Raw genomic sequence first — 18517 nt, 5'->3', positions numbered from 1 at the left:
GCCATATCTGGCGCGAGAAATATCTGCGTGACCTGTGGATTTTCTTTTCAGATGAACTTGCTGCGCGGATCAAAGCGTCGGGGCTGAAAATGCCGAAGCACTATCCGATGAAAGATGTATGAGGGGGAAGCCCCATCAATATTGCGCATTCTTAAAAGTATTTCACAGAGTTTAAGGTTATTTAACAATGGCATCCGCAACGTCCCAGGGGATTCAGGCACATGATATGTTGCCACGTGAAGTCTTTAGTGAATGCAAAGAATTGTTTACAGATTTGCTTCCGGGGCCGGGTCTGGCGCGCAGCGTGTTTCGCGACCTGCGTGTCAGGCGGATAGATATGGGCACATTTCTGGGCCTGATCGAGGATCAGATTGGCAGAGCTCCGACAGAATTTGATGGGCTGCGCTGGGTTGGGTTTGAAGATTATAGCGATCCAAAAAGCGTATTTGTAGTGGATCCAGCGGACCTCGCCGCAAGTTATGGCGAAGGCTATGCCCTGACCCGCCTGACCCTGCAAATTACTGATGATCCGCTCACCCAAGGTGAGGAGGAGAAGGTGTTGGGGTGGTTGAGAGGCTATGAAGAATGGCTTCGCGTTGTGTTTTCAGATGGGCGAGATCTGGATGGATTAGGTGAAGTCGGGAAGAAAGTCGGTGCTGAACCGTTCTCTACGTTCCTCTGCCCGCAGGGGCAGAAACCAACAGCTTCTACGCCCTGTCCTATGACATCACAGGCGACACTGCCCCTGCCGCGCTATCGTCATCAGACATTGGCTGATCTGCAGCACCTTGTGCTGGATCCGCTGATTCGCGACCGGCTGGCGATCTGGGCCAGCGTGTCCGAAGAGGTGGACGCCAAGATCCGCAACGGCGTCTGGCCGCTGCGCCTGAAAGCCGAGGATTGGGCCAGCGGCGAGATCAGCTGGCTGATCGACGTGATCGCGCCCGATCGTAAAACCACCGCCAGCGTACTGGGCAACTTCAAACAGGTGGTCAAAGGGGGCGACCTGCGCCTGCACCCGATCATCGGCCGTCTGGTGGACAAGGAAACGCTGGAGAAGATGGGCGCGTCGCAGGTCAAGAAGGGAACGCACTGATGCCATATGTATTTAGTACAAAAACGGTTGCGACCTACACTGATCACTTTACGTTCTTGGATGGTGATCCGAGAAAAATAACCAACCCTGATCGTAGTGTCGTTGTTGGGATCAATCCCCCGGAGCGCAATCAGTCCGCAATTTGCGGTCGTCCTATCGATCCCACCCATTTGCCGCGTCGCCTGCAACCCAAAGGGCGCCGCTATAAACTGGCAGATATGGTGAGCAACAAGATCGGATTGATCGTTTCTGAAAAAGTAAAGGACATCGTCGAAAAGTTTGAGCCGGGTGTGCATGCATTTTATCCGATCACATTGGAATGGAGTGGAAAATCTGCCCAAAAGGATGACGGACATTCCATCTGGATCATCCAGAGGAGTATCAAGGGGCTTCACCCAGTGCTGATCGATCCGCCGTACACCGGGCCAAATGATTATTGGGACGGGCTGAATATTATTAAGCATCCGAATAGCACAGCTGTTTTCAGCAAGGACGCGATCGGCAACGCTCATATCTGGGCTGATCCGCAACTCTCATATCAGCGCATTATCAGTGATGAACTGACAGAGGCATTTCAAGAAGCAAAGGTTACCGGTTTCGCCCCTGGTAGGTATATCGAGGCCAAGTAATTCATAATTATTGATTATTTTAAAGATTTAGGTGAAGTAGCATGAATGCGCATGACCTGCCCCCCGAAACTTCCCTCGTTCTGATGCAGAGTTTGCTCAACCTATTGAAGGAGCAAACGAATGCGAAAGAGCCGTTTCACGGAAGCCCAAATCATTGGGATGATCAAAGAGCAGGAAGCCGGGGTGCCGACAGCTGAGGTGTGCCGGAAGCACGGCCTCAGTCAGGGCACGTTCTACAAATACAAGTCGAAGTTTGGCGGCATGGAGGTGTCCGATGTCGCGAAGCTGAAGGCGATGGAGGACGAGAACGCCAGGCTCAAGCGCTTGCTGGCTGATACGATGCTGGAGAAAATGGGTGCGTCGCAGACGGCGACCACCGGCTCGAACGCAAAGGTTAACTAAGCATCCCCGACAATAGATTTTGGGTGGTTTCAGGACTTAAGGAGAACGCAGATGACATGGGGTGTGATTGAGCCGAATGGTTTTGGCGTGCATTGGCCGGATGGGGATTATGTTGGGTATGATGAGGGTATTGAGCAGTACTACAAAAACAGCATGCCTGCGTCCGAAAAAGCAAAGCTGGGTATGGAGGCACGTTTACTGCGAAGCCCTTTCTCCGACAAGTTTCATAAAGATCTAGGTTGGCTCGCTGACCACGAAAAGCCGAAGGTGTTTAAAACTTGGAAATCCTACAAAGAGCTTTTCTCACTTATTTCGCTCAACAGTAAACTCATTGCCGTTGACGAAACGCTGAAAGGGATCATCGAAGAGCTGGAACCGGGTGTGCATCAGTTTTGGCCGATTGAAATCACCATGCCAAAAGACACATCTTATCCGGTGCCGTATTACGGGATGGTGATCCATAATCACCTGAACAGTTTCCGGCTGGAAGACTGCGATCCGGGTCTCGCGGTTGATGACAGTATTGGCGACTATATCGACTATGTGGTCAAAGCCCGATCACGGTCCGACTTTAAAGGGCTGGCAATGTCCCGTGAGGAAATCGGCAACCGCCATATCTGGCGCGAGAAATATCTGCGTGACCTGTGGATTTTCTTTTCAGATGAACTTGCTGCGCGGATCAAAGCGTCGGGGCTGAAAATGCCGAAGCACTATCCGATGAAAGATGTATGAGGGGGAAGCCCTATCAAAACTGTACTTTCTTCAATGTATTTCACAGAGTTTCAAAGAATTTAAGGTTATTTAACAATGGTATCCGCAACGTCCCAGGGGATTCAGGCACATGATATGTTGCCACGTGAAGTATTTAGAGAATGCAAAGAATTGTTTACAGATTTGCTTCCGGGGCCGGGTCTGGCGCGCAGCGTGTTTCGCGACCTGCGTGTCGGGCGGATAGATATGTGCACATTTCAGGGCCTGATCGAGGATCAGATTGGCAGAGCTCCGACAGAATTTGATGGGCTGCGCTGGGTTGGGTTTGAAGATTATAGCGATCCAAAAAGCGTATTTGTAGTGGATCCAGCGGACCTCGCCGCAAGTTATGGCGAAGGCTATGCCCTGACCCGCCTGACCCTGCAAATTACTGATGATCCGCTCACCCAAGGTGAGGTGGAGAAGGTGTTGGGGTGGTTGAGAGGCTATGAAGAATGGCTTCGCGTTGTGTTTTCAGATGGGCGAGATCTGGATGGATTAGGTGAAGTCGGGAAGAAAGTCGGTGCTGAACCGTTCTCTACGTTCCTCTGCCCGCAGGGGCAGAAACCAACAGCTTCTACGCCCTGTCCTATGACATCACAGGCGACACTGCCCCTGCCGCGCTATCGTCATCAGACATTGGCTGATCTGCAGCACCTTGTGCTGGATCCGCTGATTCGCGACCGGCTGGCGATCTGGGCCAGCGTGTCCGAAGAGGTGGACGCCAAGATCCGCAACGGCGTCTGGCCGCTGCGCCTGAAAGCCGAGGATTGGGCCAGCGGCGAGATCAGCTGGCTGATCGACGTGATCGCGCCCGATCGCAAAACCACTGCCAGCGTGCTGGGCAATTTCAAACAGGTGGTCAAGGGGGGCGACCTGCGCCTGCACCCGATCATCGGCCGTCTGGTGGACAAGGAAACGCTGGAGAAGATGGGCGCGTCGCAGGGAGAGGCACCCGATGTGACAAAAAGGAGGATGCGTGATGGCTGTTAATCTGGATGCGAGCCTTGAGTACAAGTTTTCCATTCGACTTCATACCTGTGACCCGGCGGATGATGCCCGAATAAAGGCGGGTAAGGATTGGCTGGATGCCGAAGAACTTGCTTATATGGAAAAAAGCATGGACATGCGTTTGCTGGATTTCCGAACAGCAGAGCGACCGTGGCGGGCCGATTTTCTGCCACAGAAGGTTCAGAATTCAGACGATACGGAATTGCCAGATTTCATCGATTCCTTTCCCGGGTGTAATAACCAATATGCCAAAGCCAATATGGTCAGCCCGCGCCTGAAGGCGCTGATCGAAACACATCAGACCAAAGAGGATGGCTGGCAGTTTTTCTCGGTTGAGATCCTGAAACAGGATGGATCCCCCTATGACAACTATTACATCTGGTGGGTGCATAAGGTTGTTGATGGGATTGACGAAAGTTCTGAAGGGCTCAAATCCGTTGGTGGAGGGCCGTTGCGTTTTAAACATCAGAGAGCAAACTATGCGGGCAAAAAAAGCCCTGATCGGCAAAGGATGCATAAATCTGTCATCGGGGGGCTGACTGCCTGGATTGATTACCGGTTTTTCCCGTCTGCAAGAATCTTTGTATCAGATGCGCTCTTTCAGGCGATGCAGGATGCGGGCATAACCGGGATTGCCGCAGATTCTGTCTGGTCGGAAGTGTAATTTTTTAGTTTAATTTGGTATAGGTATTTGTTTTCATGACTAATTATTCGTTCAATAAAAATACCTCGTCGGGAAATCCAATTTTCAAAACCACTCGTACCGGGGAGCCAACGTCCGGCAAGGATACGGGCTGGTTTTTTTCGCCAGAGATTAAAGATTCGTCGGCGCGGATGTTGCTTGGGCAGAAAACCCCGTCACGCCGACAGAATTGCTGCCGACCGCGACACGGACAACAAACAAAGACTATTTTGATCGGATCAGTTCTGCCGATGCAGGTGATTTTCAATATGATCACCGAGATTATGCGCAAAACGGTAATTACGTCCTGCAGCAAGGTGATGATGCATTGCGGATGGGGGTAGCCAGCCACAATGGCAGCCACCCAGCCTACACGACTTTTGTCCAAGCTCGAATTGATGAAATAAAGGCTCGCGGCGATGATGTGGCCGACGCAGAACGGATGCGTTTGCGGATCGAAAATCCGGATTTGACTTTAGAAGAAGTGAGAGAACGAGCCCAAAAGACCGCCACGGAATTTATGGCGCGGGAACATCGGGGCCTGAACAAGTTTCTTGAAATGGCCATTCAGGAAGGTGGTTTGCGCAATGATGGCGGTGGGGATGGCCGTGACGGCAAGCCGGTTCTGATTTTCAACGATGCTGATCCAAGGGTGCAGGCCGGTCTGATTGACAGTGCCGAAAACCACAGAGGTGGTCGCGGAAATTTGGACCAGTCGTTAAGGTGGATCGCATGAAGAAAGTGACGATCCAAAATGAAGAAACGCAAGAACCATTCTCCGGAGTTCAAGGCGAAGGTTGCGCTTGAAGCGATCCGCGAGGAGATGACGCTGGCGGAACTGTCCAAGAAATATGGCGTTCACCCCACGCAGATCGGAACGTGGAAGCGGGCAGCGATAGAGAACATGGCGACGGCATTTACCCGCCGAGGTTCGGCCCCCGAGCAGGTTAGTTCCGCTGATGTCGACAAGCTGCACTCGAAGATCGGCCAGTTGGTCGTGGAACGGGATTTTTTAGCCCCCTCTCGGCAGCATTCTTCGAATGCGCCTGCCGGGCAATGGAAGCCTCGCATCAGTTGCTCGGGACGCGAGGCAAAAAATGGTGAGCCGGGATCATAGGTTAAGCCTTCGTAAACAGTGCGAACTGTTGCAGTTTTCGCGGTCGCATCTTTCCTATCAGCCGGTTGGTGAAAGCGCGAAAAACCTGCGGTTCATGGAAGCCATCCGCTGCCCGGCAGGCGATTTGCGAACGCAAATCTGCCGAGAGGGACAAGCAGTTTCTGGAAACACCGTGGTATGGATCGCGCCAAATGGCCAGGTACATGAAGCGGAATGGGCATCGATGTAGTCGGCACCGTGTACGACGGTTGATGCGACTTATGAGGCTGGTGCCGATTGACCAGGCGCCAAATACCAGCAAGAAGCATCCCCAGCATAAGATCTGGCCATACCTGCTGCGCAATATGGTGATTGATCGCCCCAACCAGGTCTGGTGCGCAGACATTACCTACATACCGATGCGGCGTGGCTTCCTGTATTTGGTCGCCATCATGGATTGGTACAGCCGCAAGATTTTATCCTGGCGCTTGTCCAATAGCATGGACGCGGATTTCTGCGTGGAGGCTTTGAAAGAGGCGATTGCCAGGTACGGACCGCCGGAAATCTTTAACAGCGACCAAGGCAGCCAGTTCACCAGCGGCGCATGGATCGACGTTCTGACAGACGCAAAGATCAAGATCAGCATGGATGGCAAGGGAGCCTGGCGCGACAATCGCATGATTGAGCGTCTGTGGCGATCCCTGAAGTATGAATGCGTGTATCTGAACGCCTTTGAAACAGCCTCCGACGCGCGGGCCGGGATCGGAAAGTGGATGACATATGACAACTCCGAACGTCCACACTCGACGCACGGCTTGTTGACCCCGGATGAGGCCTATGCCAGCAAAACACAGCCAATGAGAATAGCAGCCTAAATGAAACCCTGATCCATCTTAAAACGGCTGCAAACTGGTCTAAAATCTAGGACCACCTCTAACCAATCCGCGGATTGAGAACATGACAACACTCGATTGCGTCAACCGTCTCCAGCGCCTGCACAGGCTACAGACTTTGACCATCCCGTGCCAGCAGGGCAGTCTCATAGTGTCGAGAAAATCAATTACGCTCATGAGAGCGTACGATTGCGCACCCAGCTGCTGCTAACCCATTGTATACGGTGCAATCTCAGAAATCGCAGGCGCGGAAAAACCAGGAACAGCAATACTTATAAGTATTATTATGTTAAACGCTAGTCCGATGTAGCATCAAATCTACAGTTGGGTGCCATTGCGATCCTATGTGATCCGCACAAATGGCACCCAAACACCGGCGTGCTGTCAGATTAAGCGCCCGATCGCGACAGCTGTGTCTATCATCCGGTTAGAAAAACCCCATTCGTTGTCATACCAGCTGAGGATACGGCACATGGTGCCCTTCATCACTTTGGTCTGGTCGGTCGCAAAGATTGACGACTGCGGATCATGGTTAAAATCCTGACTGACCAGTTTTTCATCCGTCACGCCCAGAATACCCTTCAGCGGGCCGTTGGCGGCGGCGCGGATCGCCTCATTGATCTCTTCAACAGAGGTATTGCGGCTGGCTTCAAACGTCAGATCTACCACCGAAACATTTGGCGTCGGCACACGGATCGCAACTCCGTCCAGCTTGCCGTCCAACTCCGGCAGGACAAGCCCAACCGCCTTCGCGGCGCCGGTGGAGGTCGGGATCATGCTCATCGCGGCGGCGCGGGCGCGGTAGAGGTCGCTGTGCATCGTGTCCAGCGTTGGCTGATCGCCAGTATAGCTGTGAATTGTGGTCATCAAACCCTTGGTGATGCCGACGGTATCGTTCAGGGCCTTGGCCACAGGCGCCAGACAGTTGGTGGTGCAGGACGCATTTGACACCACCAGATCGGCAGCGGTCAGCGTGTCATGGTTGACGCCATAGACGATGGTTTTGTCCGCTTCTTTGGCGGGCGCGGAGATCAGCACTCGTTTTGATCCGTTGTCTAGGTGGGCCTGACACGCCATCTTGGAGGTGAAAATGCCGGTGCATTCAAGCACAACATCAACGCCCGACCACGGCAATTCCGCAGGGTTGCGCAGAGCGGTCACCTGCATCGGGCCGCGACCGACATCAATACTGGTTGCGGTGCTACGCACCGTCGCGTCAAAACGCCCGTGCACGCTGTCGTATTTCAAAAGGTGCGCATTTGTCTCTACCGGTGCGAGGTCGTTGATCGCCACCACTTCAAGGTCGGTGCGACCGGATTCGATAATGGCACGCAGAACATTTCGTCCGATCCGGCCGAAACCGTTGATTGCTACTGTCGTCATGTCGTCTTTCCTTTAGCGCTAACATTTTTGATAAAAACAAGACCTCAAAAGAGGCCCTCGGGAGAGTTCGGCGGCTATAGGGCACCACCAATCGGGAGCATTTGAGATTGAGGATCGGATCTGGCTGGTGGGCGGTCCCTTACAGGATGTCAGGTCAGTGGGCAGCCTCTAGAATGTGTATGAAATCAGGGATTTCTAACGGTACCGCATTTTTGGTGCTGGAGGAGGCATAGACGGCAGACTCGGCGACAGCCGCAAAATCCGCAGGGGTGAGGCCAAAGTCACACAGCCGCGGTACCCTGTGCAGGCGCAGCCATGTTTCAAATCCAGACAGTTCGTTTCGGCCGCCGGTTTTGGGAAACACCTCTGCCAATGCCTCGATACTGTTTTCTATTCGGGTGAAAACGTCTGAACCGATTTGCACCTTTGACCGGTTTTGGATCAGAACCGGTGCCAGCAACCGACCACACAGCAATCCATGCGGCGCCTTCAGACGTGCGCCCAGCACCGCGGCCAGACCATGCGCCGCGCCAAGGCCACCATTGGCCAGCGCCAGTCCGCTGCTAAGGCTGACCCAGGCTATGTGCTGCCACGCCTCTGGATCCGGACCCTCGATGATGCGCCGCAACGCCCGTGCGCCGAGGCGCAGGTTGGGCTCACTCAACGCGGCTGTAAACGGGGTGGCATAGGATGAGGTATAGGCCTCAATCGTCTGGGTCACGGCATCAAGGCCGGATCCCAGCGCAACAGATTTGGGCGTTGTGGCCAGCAGGTCCGGATCGACCAGCGCCACAGAGGGGAACAGGCCCCTGCCCCGCAGGCTCAGCTTTGCGGCGCCGCCTGCCCTCCACACCCCCAAGACAGCATTCGATGTGACTTCAGCCCCAGTGCCGGCTGTTGTTGGGATTGCGATCAGGGCAAGCGCGGGATCGCGCTGCAATGCGGCCGGATCGACCATTGCGATGTTATCCGGCAAGGCGCGGCCCCATTCTAGACAGAAGCGCAATGCTTTGGCCGTATCCAGAACGGATCCCCCACCACAAGCGATGATCGCACCAAATCGTGTGTCCGATACGGCCGCAAAGGCAGCATTCACGGAGGCCACGCTTGGCTCCGCCGTGACAGCGATCTGTTGCAACGGAATACCCTGCGCCGCAAGATCGGCGATAACCGGTGCCGCTTGCGCCTCGGAAGATCCGCGCACCAACAAAACCGTGCCTGCAGGATCCGGTAGGACACTGTGCAGCATGGTGACGACACCCGCCCCGAATTGCACCGCCGTTGGCGTGTTGATATGAAACGCGGCCGCCATTTAGAACGCCAGCGTACAGTCAACCGCACGTTTCCACGCCCCATATTTAGCTTCGCGAGTTTGGGGGTCCATCGTTGGGACAAATTCACGGTCCAACGCCCACAGCTTGGCAAATTCATCCTGCTCAGGCATCAGCCCGACCTGCATCCCTGCAAGCCAAGCCACCCCAAGCGCTGTGGTTTCCAACACCTGCGGTCGGTCCACAGGGCCGTCGATAATATCGGCCAGAAACTGCATCGCCCAGTTCGACGCGCTCATCCCGCCATCCACGCGCAACACGGCACGATCCGCCTGCGCGCCAATATCAGAGGTCATCGCCTCCAAGAGGTCACGAGTCTGATAACCAACGCTTTCCAGCGCGGCGCGGGCCAGTTCGCGGGGGCCGGAGTTTCGGGTCAGACCAAAGACAGAGCCCCGGCATTCAGGGGCCCAATAGGGCGCACCCAGGCCAGTGAAGGCAGGCACCAGAACGACGTTCTGCGTCGGGTCTGCCTGTTCCGCCAGCGCCTGCGTTTCCGATGCCTCATGAATGATACGCAACCCGTCACGCAGCCACTGCACCACCGCACCGGCAATGAAGATTGATCCTTCCAGCGCATATGTCGGCTTGCCGTTCAACTGATAGGCAATGGTGGTCAGCAGACGGTTGTTAGACTGCACCGGCGCTTTGCCAGTGTTCAGCAGGGCAAAGCAACCGGTGCCGTAAGTGGCCTTCAACATGCCGGGTTTAAAACAGGCCTGCCCCAAAGTCGCTGCCTGTTGATCGCCCGCCACACCGCAGATCGGGATGCCGCGACCGAACAGATCGGCGCGACTGGTGCCGAAATCGGCGGCGCAGTCCTTCACCTCTGGCAGCATGCTCATCGGAATATCAAACAGCGCGCAGATGGTGCTGCTCCAGCAGCCTTTGCGGATATCGTACAGCATGGTGCGCGCTGCGTTGGTAGCATCGGTGGCGTGCACCGCCCCGCCGGTCAGCTTCCAGATCAGAAAGCTGTCCACGGTACCAAACAGCAGCTCACCCTGTTGTGCACGGGCGCGGGCGCCATCGACATTATCCAGGATCCACTTCAGCTTCGTTGCCGAAAAGTAGGGATCAATCAGCAGGCCAGTTCTATCGGAAAACATCTTGCCATGACCTGCTGCGCGCAGCGCGTCGCAATAGGATGCCGTGCGCCGGTCCTGCCAGACAATCGCGTTATAGATCGGCTGGCCAGTGTTTTTGTCCCAGACAATTGTCGTTTCACGCTGGTTGGTGATCCCGATAGAGGCGATGTCTTTGGGATCAATGCCCGCGCGTTCAATCACCGCGCGGCAGGTGCCCGCTGAAGAGGCCCAAAGGTCATCAGGATTATGCTCCACCCAGCCAGAGCGGGGGAAATGTTGTTCGAATTCATCTTGCGACGTCGCCACGGGTTTCAGCGCCGAGTCAAAGATGATGGCGCGGGTTGAGGTCGTGCCCTGGTCAACTGCTAATACGTATTTCATCGGGAACATGCCTCCGTCGTTTGGCCGCAAAAATGGGGAACGGTTATGATACCGCCCGAATGGGACCCGACTGTGCCTGCAACAGGCCGTCGGAAAATTGGGAAATCTGTTTAGGTGGTGCGAGGCACTGACGCGCCCCGCACCTGGGAGGAGACCCGGATTACTGCCAGGATTTGATCAGCTCGTCATAGGAGACGGTGATCGGCTCTTCATCCTCGTTTTCCAGCGGTGCATAAGGCGCACCGGGCTGGGCAAACCAGTAGTCTGCGTCCTGCTCATCGTTCAGGACCGGACCCAGATCACCCTGGACACCTGCACGCTGCAGACGCGACAGAACACGCTCTTGGTCGGCGCAAAGGGCGTCAAGTGCCTGCTGAGGCGTCTTGGCACCGGACATTGCATCGCCGATGTTCTGCCACCACAGCTGTGCCAGCTTGGGGTAGTCAGGTACGTTGGTGCCGGTGGGCGACCACTGAACGCGTGCGGGCGAACGGTAGAATTCCACCAGACCACCCAGTTTGTCGGCGCGATCGGTGAAGTGCTGGCTGTCGATGGTCGATTCACGGATGAAGGTCAGGCCCACGTCCGATTTCTTCAGGTCAACGGTTTTGGACACAACAAACTGCGCGTAGAGCCATGCAGCCTGTGCACGATCGACCGGGGTGGACTTCATCAGAGTCCAGGAACCGGCGTCCTGATAACCAATCTTCTGGCCTTCTTTCCAGTAGGCGCCATGCGGCGACGGAGCCATGCGCCATTTCGGCGTACCGTCTTCATTCATCACCGGCAGACCGGGCTCAACCGTGGCGGCGGTAAAGGCGGTATACCAGAACATCTGCTGAGCCACGTTGCCCTGTGCAGGGATCGGGCCTGCCTCAGAGAAGGTCATGCCAGCAGCTGCGGGCGGCGAATACTTCTCCAGCCATTCGATCGCTTTGGTCACAGCGTAAACAGCGGCCGGTGCGTTCGTTGCACCACCACGGGCCACACAGGAACCGGTGGGCTGGGAGTTTTCGTTAACACGAATGCCCCATTCGTCAACCGGCAGACCGTTCGGTTCACCCGCATCGCCCATACCAGCCATGGACATCCACGCATCAGTGTAGCGCCAGCCAAGGCTGGGGTCTTTCTTGCCGTAGTCCATGTTGCCGAACACGTCGCCGTCAACACCAAGGTGGCTCAGATCGCGACCGGTGAAGAATTCTGCAATGTCTTCATAGGCCGACCAGTTGACAGGAACGCCCAGATCATAGCCATAGGCCGCTTTGAAGTCGGCCATGTTTTTGGGATCGTTGAACCAATCGTAGCGGAACCAATAAAGGTTCGCGAACTGCTGGGTCGGCAGCTGGTACAGTTTGCCATCAGGACCGGTGGTGAAGCTGGTGCCGATGAAATCCTCAACGTCCAACGTCGGCAGGGTCACGTCTTTGCCTTCGCCTGCCATCCAGTCGGTCAGGTTGCGCACCTGCTGATAGCGCCAATGGGTGCCGATCAGGTCACTGTCGTTGATATAGGCGTCATAGATGTTTTCGCCCGACAGCATCTGTGTTTGCAGCTTTTCAACCACGTCGCCTTCACCGATCAGGTCATGGGTGACCTTGATGCCAGTGATGGCTTCGAACGCGGGTGCCAGCACTTCGCTTTCGTACTGGTGGGTGGTGATCGTTTCTGACACGACCTTGATTTCCATACCTTTATACGGCTGGGCCGCGTCAACAAAAAACTGCATCTCAGCTTCTTGGTCGGCACGGCTCAGAACCGAAAGGTCACCGATTTCAGTGTCCAGAAATGTCTTGGCAGCATCCATATCTGCAAGGGCGGGCGCCCCCGAAATGGCCAGCGCGAACACAATCGCTGTGCTTGATTTAAGATTAAAGTTCATCATTTCCTCCCTATATTGGAAACTCAGTTTTTAAGTGCACCCCAATGTCCCCGATTGAGCATGCGATGCACTACACCCAGCGGAAAACCGCGATGGCGTAGGTAAGGCAAACCCCCAGTGCAAAAGGTTGGTGTGCCCCGACAATTCCCAGCCATGCCAAATTGATGAAGGCAGAGCCGAGAAGTGTGATGAAAAGACGATCTCCTCTCGTCGTTTCCATTCCCAGAATCCCCTGACGCGGGGTTTCCGGAAATTTGATTGCCAGGATCGTGAAGACGACAAGTGTCGACGCGATGATGATGAAGAACAGGGCCGTCGGCCAGGTCCAAGCCATCCATTCCATGACGTTTCTCCTTTTGACTTACACGCGACCCAGGGCGAAGCCCTTGGCGATATAGTTGCGAACGAAGTAGATAACCAAAGCCCCCGGCACGAGCGTCAGCACACCCGCAGCGGCCAGCACACCCCAATCGATGCCAGCGGCGCCTTGGGTCCGGGTCATGATGGCGGCGATTGGCTTGGCGTCTACGGTGGTCAGGGTCCGGCTCAGCAGCAATTCCACCCATGAGAACATGAAACAGAAGAAGGCCGCGACGCCGATGCCTGAGGATATCAGCGGCATGAAAATCTTCATAAAGAACTTGCCGAAAGAATAACCGTCGATATAGGCGGTTTCGTCGATCTCTTTGGGCACGCCGCGCATGAAGCCTTCGAGGATCCAAACCGCCAGCGGCACGTTGAACAGGCAATGCGCCAGCGCAACCGCGATATGGGTGTCAAACAGCCCAACAGAAGAATAAAGCTGGAAGAACGGCAGCGCGAAGACCGCAGGCGGCGCCATCCGGTTGGTCAGCAACCAGAAGAACAGGTGCTTGTCACCCAGGAAGGTGTAACGGCTGAACGCGTAGGCGGCCGGCAACGCCACGGCGAGGCTGATCACCGTGTTCAGAACCACATAGATCAACGAGTTCACATAGCCCATGTACCATGCCGGATCGGTCAGGATCGTTTCATAGTTGGCAAAAGTCAGGTTCTGCGGCCAGAGAGAGAACGAATTCAGGATCTCTGTGTTGGTCTTCAGGCTCATGTTCAGCAGCCAGTAGATCGGCAGCATCAGGAACAAGAGGTAAAGCCCCATCACAATGGTCGATCCCTTGACCCGCAGGCGCGGTTTAGATCCTGTCCGCACCGGAGCGGCTGGTGTTGTTGCGGTGGTGTTGGCCATCGGTCAGCCCTCCTTTTTGTCCATGTTGGTCATGACGGTGTAGAACACGTAACTGATGGTCAAAATCACCAGATAATACATGATCGAAAAGGCCGCCGCGGGTCCAAGATCAAACTGCCCCAGTGCCAGTTTCACCAGGTCAATCGACAGAAGCGTGGTGGAGTTGCCGGGGCCACCGCCGGTGACAACAAACGGCTCGGTATAGATCATGAAGCTGTCCATGAACCGCAGCAGGATGGCGATCATCAGAACGCCCATCATTTTCGGCAGTTCAATGTAGCGGAAAATGTTCCAGCGGCTGGCCTGATCAATCTTGGCCGCCTGATAGTAGGCATCGGGGATGGACTGCAAACCGGCATAGGCCAGCAGCGCCACCAGCGAGGTCCAGTGCCAGACATCCATCACAATAATGGTGATCCATGCAGCCACAGGGTCGGACGTATAGTTATAGTCAATGCCCAGCGACGACAGCGTGTAGCCCAAAAGGCCAATATCGACGCGGCCAAAAATCTGCCAGATGGTGCCCACAACGTTCCACGGAACCAACAGCGGCAGCGACATCACCACCAGACAGAAACTGGCCCAGAACCCTTTCTTGGGCATGTTCAGGGCCACAAAAACCCCCAGTGGCACCTGAATGCACAGAATAATCGCCGAGAACATCAGCTGGCGCCACAGCGCACCCCAGATCCGGTCATCCTCCAGCAGTTCACCGAACCATTCCAGACCGGCCCAGAAATACTGGTTGTTGCCGAAAGTGTCCTGAACCGAATAGTTCACCACGGTCATCAGCGGGATCACCGCCGAAAAGGCCACCAGCACCAGAACGGGCAGGACCAGAAACCATGCCTTTTGATTGAGTGTCTTGTTCATCAGGCTGCCTCCCCCTCTTTGAGCCAGTCATTCACGTAGACATTGACCTTTTGGGGATCGAAGGTGACGCGGTTCATATCCGGCGAAATCGACGTGCCCTCGGCTTCTACGATATTGATGTCATTGCCGAACAGCTCGGCGCGTACAATCTTGTGGCGGCCCACATCTTCGACGCGGCGCACTTTGACCGGCAGGCCTTCGCCTTCGGTCAGCGACACAAATTCAGGCCGCACGCCCAGCTCCACCTTGCCGTTCAGGCCGTCATAGGACTGCGCCAGCGGCACCGAGGCGCCATGCACTGTGGCAATATTCTGTTCAACTTTGGCAGGAATCACGTTCATCCCTGGCGAACCGATGAAATAGCCCACAAATGTGTGCTGCGGTTTTTCAAACAGCTCTTCCGGCGTGCCAATCTGCACTACACGACCATCATACATCACCACCACCTTATCTGCGAAGGTCAGCGCCTCTGTCTGATCATGGGTCACATAGATCATCGTGTGGCCAAATTCGTGGTGCAGCGATTTCAACTGGGTGCGCAGCTCCCACTTCATGTGGGGGTCGATCACGGTCAGCGGCTCATCAAACAGCAGCGCGTTCACGTCTTCACGGACCATGCCACGACCCAGAGAGATCTTTTGTTTTGCATCGGCAGTCAGGCCGCGGGCACGCATGTCCAGTTCAGCTTCCATGCCGATCATCGCACCGATCTGCTGCACACGCTGCGCGATATAGGACGCACTGGCCCCCCGGTTTTTCAACGGGAACGCCAGATTATCCCGCACGGTCATGGTGTCATAAACCACGGGGAACTGGAACACCTGTGCAATATTGCGATCCGCTGTGCTGGCCTGAGTGACGTCCACATCATCAAACAGGATCCGTCCCTGACTGGGCATCAACAGGCCGGAAATGATATTCAGCAACGTGGATTTGCCACAGCCGGAAGACCCCAGCAGCGCATAGGCTTCGCCATCGGCCCAAACGTGGTTCAGTTCTTTCAGCGCGAAATCCGCTTCCGAAGCAGGGTTTGGATTGTAGGAATGCGCCAGATTATCGAGGGTGATTTTTGCCATTTTACGTTCTCCTCACGCGGCCAGCGCGTAAGACGCAGGGGTTACAAGATCCCCGTCTTCGCTGAAGATATAGACGTGGCTGGGATCCAGATAAACTTTCAGCGGGGCGCCTAGTTTCAGATCGTGCACCCCGTGGATTAGGCCAACCCAGGCATCACCGTGGTGATCAAGGTGCACAAAGGTTTCCGAACCGGTCAGCTCCGTCACCATCAGCTGAGTGTGAAACTCCATCGACTCGGGTCCGTGCGACAGGATTTCGACGTGATTGGGACGGAACCCCGCCTGGTACCGGCCATCGGGCAGTTCCTGCATCGCACCGGTGGCGGCAGCGGACTGACCGTCGCCAAACATGATACGGCTACCGACTTTGCTCACCGGTAGGAAGTTCATCGGCGGATCGCTGAACACCCGCGCCGTGGTTGCGTTCACCGGCTGGCGATAGACCACTGGGGTCGGGCCGAACTGGGTGATGCGACCTTCCCACAGGGTGGCGGTGTTGCCACCCAGCAGCAGCGCTTCTTCGGGTTCTGTGGTCGCGTAGACAAAGATCGATCCCGACTCTTCAAAGATTTTGGGGATCTCGATCCGCAGCTCTTCGCGCAACTTATAATCAAGGTTAGCCAGCGGTTCATCCAACAGAACCAGACCAGCCCCTTTGACAAGTGCACGCGCCAGCGCACAACGCTGTTGCTGACCGCCCGACAATTCCAGCGGCTTACGATCCAGCATCGGCGACAGCTGCATCAGATCAGCAGCTTTGCGCACTTCGCGGTCAATCTCGGCCTTGGATTTGCCCATCAGTTTCAACGGCGAGGCGATATTGTCGTAAACCGTCATTGAGGGGTAGTTGATAAACTGCTGGTAGACCATCGCCACATGGCGATCTTGCACCTTCACATCCGTGACGTCCTTCCCCTCCCAGAGGATACGCCCCGATGTCGGTTTATCCAGACCCGCCATCAACCGCATAAGAGAGGTCTTCCCCGAAAGGGTCGGCCCGAGAAGCACGTTCATTGTGCCCTTTTCAAGGGTAAGGTCCGTTTCATAAATATGCGTCTGGCCATTCACGACCTTTGAAACGCCTTTCAGTTCAAGCGACATCAGCCAAAACTCCTCCTCTACTCAGCAGCGGTCGACGACACGGCCGTGGCCCGCGCGGTCATCCATGCATCCAATTCTTCTATTTGTGCGGCTGCCATTCGTAGCCCCAACTTGCTGCGACGCCACACAACGTCGTCGGCACGTTGTGCATATTCATGGTCCATCAGCCAGTTGACCTCTGCTTCGGTCAGTGACGCGCCGAAATCGCGGCCCAGATCTTCCGGCTTGCTGGCGTCTTTCAACACCTGCCACGCATCGGTGCCATAGGCCCGCACCAAACGCAGTGCCCACCGCTGATCCAGAAACGCAAACCGATCGCGAATCTGTGCCACCAGCGCCTCCACACCATCCACGGGAAAGTCACCGCCGGGCATTGAAACCCCTGCTGTCCATGCTGTTTTGGTGGTGGGCACTTCTTTCTCGATCTCGTCCATCGCGCTTTCGGCAAGGCATCGGTAAGTCGTTATTTTACCACCGAAAACGTTCAGTACAGGTGCCCCGCGGGACTTGTCAACTTTCAACACATAATCACGGGTGGCAGCGGTCGCACTGTCAGCACCATCATCATAAAGCGGTCGCACACCGGAATAGGTCCAGACCACATCATCAGCCGCAATCGGATCAGCAATATACTGATTGATGAAGTCGATCAGATAGTCGCGTTCTTCGTCGGTACACTCTGGCTTTTGCGATGGATCCTTATGTTCCATGTCAGTGGTGCCGATCAGGGTGAAGTCGGTCTCATAGGGAATCGCAAAGGTGATCCGCCCATCCGTGCCCTGAAAGAAATAGCACTTGTCATGATCAAACAGTTTCTTGGTCACGATATGGCTGCCACGCACCAGACGCACGCCATGTGAACTGTTGCTTTTCAACGTGCCGCGCAGCACATCGCCAACCCAAGGGCCAGCCGCATTCACCACCATACGCGCGGTACGCTGTGTTTGTGCGCCACTGTTGCGGCTTTCAGATGTTACGGTCCAAATGCCATCCACCACATCAGCCGAGACCACTTTTTCGCGGGTGCAAATCTTGGCACCACGCGCTTCGGCATCACGGGCGTTCAGCACGACAAGGCGCGAATCTTCGACCCAGCAGTCCGAATATTCGAACGCCTTTTCAAATTTTTTGTTCAGCGGCGCACCTTCTGGTGCCGATTTCAGATCAAGACTGACCGTACCCGGCAGAATCTCGCGCCCCCCCAGATTGTCATACAGGAACAGCCCGAGCCGGATCAGCCACGCCGGACGGCGGCCCTTCATCCACGGCATGATGGTGCTCAGCAATTTCGAAGTGGGAGTGGTGGTATCAAACCGCATGTCGCGATGATAAGGCAGCACAAACCGCATCGGCCAAGAGATATGGGGCATCGCCTTGAGCAGAACCTCACGCTCAATCAATGCTTCGCGGACAAGGCGGAATTCAAAATATTCCAGATAGCGCAGCCCGCCATGAAACAGCTTAGTCGAGGACGCAGAAGTCGCGCCACCCAGATCGTTCATTTCGACAAGGCAAACCTTCAGGCCGCGACCCGCCGCATCACGGGCAATCCCGCAACCATTGATCCCGCCACCAATGACCAAAAGATCATAATCAGTTTGCATAGCTATCCTCCCAA

At 55.4% G+C, this 18517-nt stretch carries 16 protein-coding genes and 2 pseudogenes; 8 read left to right on the top strand and 10 right to left on the bottom strand.

All coding sequences use genetic code 11. From position 1 onward, the window contains the following. The first annotated feature begins 337 nt into the window (after window positions 1-337). The 8 genes and pseudogenes from MHM86_RS16230 (at window position 338) to MHM86_RS16195 (ending at window position 6541) form a co-directional block, all read left to right on the top strand. Window positions 338-1096, top strand: a complete 759-nt coding sequence (locus MHM86_RS16230; RefSeq protein ID WP_239201407.1) for a toxin-activating lysine-acyltransferase — start codon at window positions 338-340, stop codon at window positions 1094-1096. Further along, window positions 1096-1725, top strand: a complete 630-nt coding sequence (locus MHM86_RS16225; protein WP_239201402.1) for an imm11 family protein — start codon at window positions 1096-1098, stop codon at window positions 1723-1725. Before MHM86_RS16230 ends, MHM86_RS16225 begins: the two co-directional genes overlap by 1 nt. A gap of 120 nt (window positions 1726-1845) precedes the next feature. Then, window positions 1846-2079: pseudogene (locus tag MHM86_RS16220) on the top strand (transposase); the annotation flags it as partial. A 99-nt stretch (window positions 2080-2178) separates the two neighbouring features. Beyond that, window positions 2179-2859, top strand: a complete 681-nt coding sequence (locus MHM86_RS16215; RefSeq protein WP_239201400.1) for an imm11 family protein — start codon at window positions 2179-2181, stop codon at window positions 2857-2859. Between the two features lie 225 nt (window positions 2860-3084). Then, window positions 3085-3870 (top strand): toxin-activating lysine-acyltransferase, encoded by a 786-nt coding sequence (locus MHM86_RS16210; protein ID WP_239201399.1) that lies wholly within the window; start codon window positions 3085-3087, stop codon window positions 3868-3870. Continuing rightward, window positions 3860-4552 carry an imm11 family protein gene (locus MHM86_RS16205; protein ID WP_239201398.1) on the top strand — a complete coding sequence of 231 codons (693 nt, stop codon included), beginning with the start codon at window positions 3860-3862 and terminating at the stop codon, window positions 4550-4552. The genes MHM86_RS16210 and MHM86_RS16205 overlap by 11 nt, the downstream gene beginning before the upstream one ends. A 208-nt stretch (window positions 4553-4760) precedes the next feature. Beyond that, window positions 4761-5306 (top strand): hypothetical protein, encoded by a 546-nt coding sequence (locus tag MHM86_RS16200; protein WP_239201396.1) that lies wholly within the window; start codon window positions 4761-4763, stop codon window positions 5304-5306. A gap of 18 nt (window positions 5307-5324) precedes the next feature. After that, window positions 5325-6541 (top strand): annotated as a pseudogene (locus tag MHM86_RS16195) (IS3 family transposase). 402 nt (window positions 6542-6943) lie between these two features. Here the strand turns inward: MHM86_RS16195 and gap are convergent. From gap to glpD, 10 genes are all read right to left on the bottom strand, one after another. Beyond that, window positions 6944-7942: a type I glyceraldehyde-3-phosphate dehydrogenase gene (gene gap / locus MHM86_RS16190; protein ID WP_239201395.1), complete on the bottom strand. Its 999-nt coding sequence runs from the start codon at window positions 7940-7942 to the stop codon at window positions 6944-6946. Between the two features lie 154 nt (window positions 7943-8096). Next, window positions 8097-9254, bottom strand: coding sequence for an iron-containing alcohol dehydrogenase (locus tag MHM86_RS16185; protein WP_239201394.1), 1158 nt, complete (start codon window positions 9252-9254; stop codon window positions 8097-8099). Beyond that, window positions 9255-10742, bottom strand: a complete 1488-nt coding sequence (glpK, locus tag MHM86_RS16180) for a glycerol kinase GlpK (RefSeq protein WP_239201392.1) — start codon at window positions 10740-10742, stop codon at window positions 9255-9257. It abuts the gene before it with no gap. A gap of 160 nt (window positions 10743-10902) precedes the next feature. Then, entirely contained in the window at window positions 10903-12624 is a 1722-nt protein-coding gene (locus MHM86_RS16175; protein ID WP_239201390.1) for an ABC transporter substrate-binding protein, read from the bottom strand. A 70-nt stretch (window positions 12625-12694) separates the two neighbouring features. After that, window positions 12695-12967 carry a DUF2160 domain-containing protein gene (locus MHM86_RS16170; RefSeq protein ID WP_239201387.1) on the bottom strand — a complete coding sequence of 91 codons (273 nt, stop codon included), beginning with the start codon at window positions 12965-12967 and terminating at the stop codon, window positions 12695-12697. A gap of 18 nt (window positions 12968-12985) precedes the next feature. Continuing rightward, window positions 12986-13849, bottom strand: coding sequence for a carbohydrate ABC transporter permease (locus MHM86_RS16165; RefSeq protein WP_239201385.1), 864 nt, complete (start codon window positions 13847-13849; stop codon window positions 12986-12988). Window positions 13850-13852: 3 nt separating this feature from the next. Further along, window positions 13853-14722, bottom strand: a complete 870-nt coding sequence (locus MHM86_RS16160) for a carbohydrate ABC transporter permease (RefSeq protein ID WP_239201383.1) — start codon at window positions 14720-14722, stop codon at window positions 13853-13855. Then, window positions 14722-15798 (bottom strand): ABC transporter ATP-binding protein, encoded by a 1077-nt coding sequence (locus MHM86_RS16155; RefSeq protein WP_239201381.1) that lies wholly within the window; start codon window positions 15796-15798, stop codon window positions 14722-14724. The genes MHM86_RS16160 and MHM86_RS16155 overlap by 1 nt, the downstream gene beginning before the upstream one ends. Before the next feature lie 12 nt (window positions 15799-15810). Then, window positions 15811-16899 carry an ABC transporter ATP-binding protein gene (locus MHM86_RS16150; protein ID WP_239201379.1) on the bottom strand — a complete coding sequence of 363 codons (1089 nt, stop codon included), beginning with the start codon at window positions 16897-16899 and terminating at the stop codon, window positions 15811-15813. A 17-nt stretch (window positions 16900-16916) separates the two neighbouring features. Next, window positions 16917-18503: a glycerol-3-phosphate dehydrogenase gene (gene glpD / locus MHM86_RS16145; RefSeq protein ID WP_239201377.1), complete on the bottom strand. Its 1587-nt coding sequence runs from the start codon at window positions 18501-18503 to the stop codon at window positions 16917-16919. Window positions 18504-18517: the final 14 nt, after the last annotated feature.

This window comes from Thalassobius sp. Cn5-15 (assembly GCF_022347685.1).
GTDB lineage: Bacteria > Pseudomonadota > Alphaproteobacteria > Rhodobacterales > Rhodobacteraceae > Thalassobius.
This window is presented reverse-complemented; position numbering and strand designations above follow the sequence as displayed.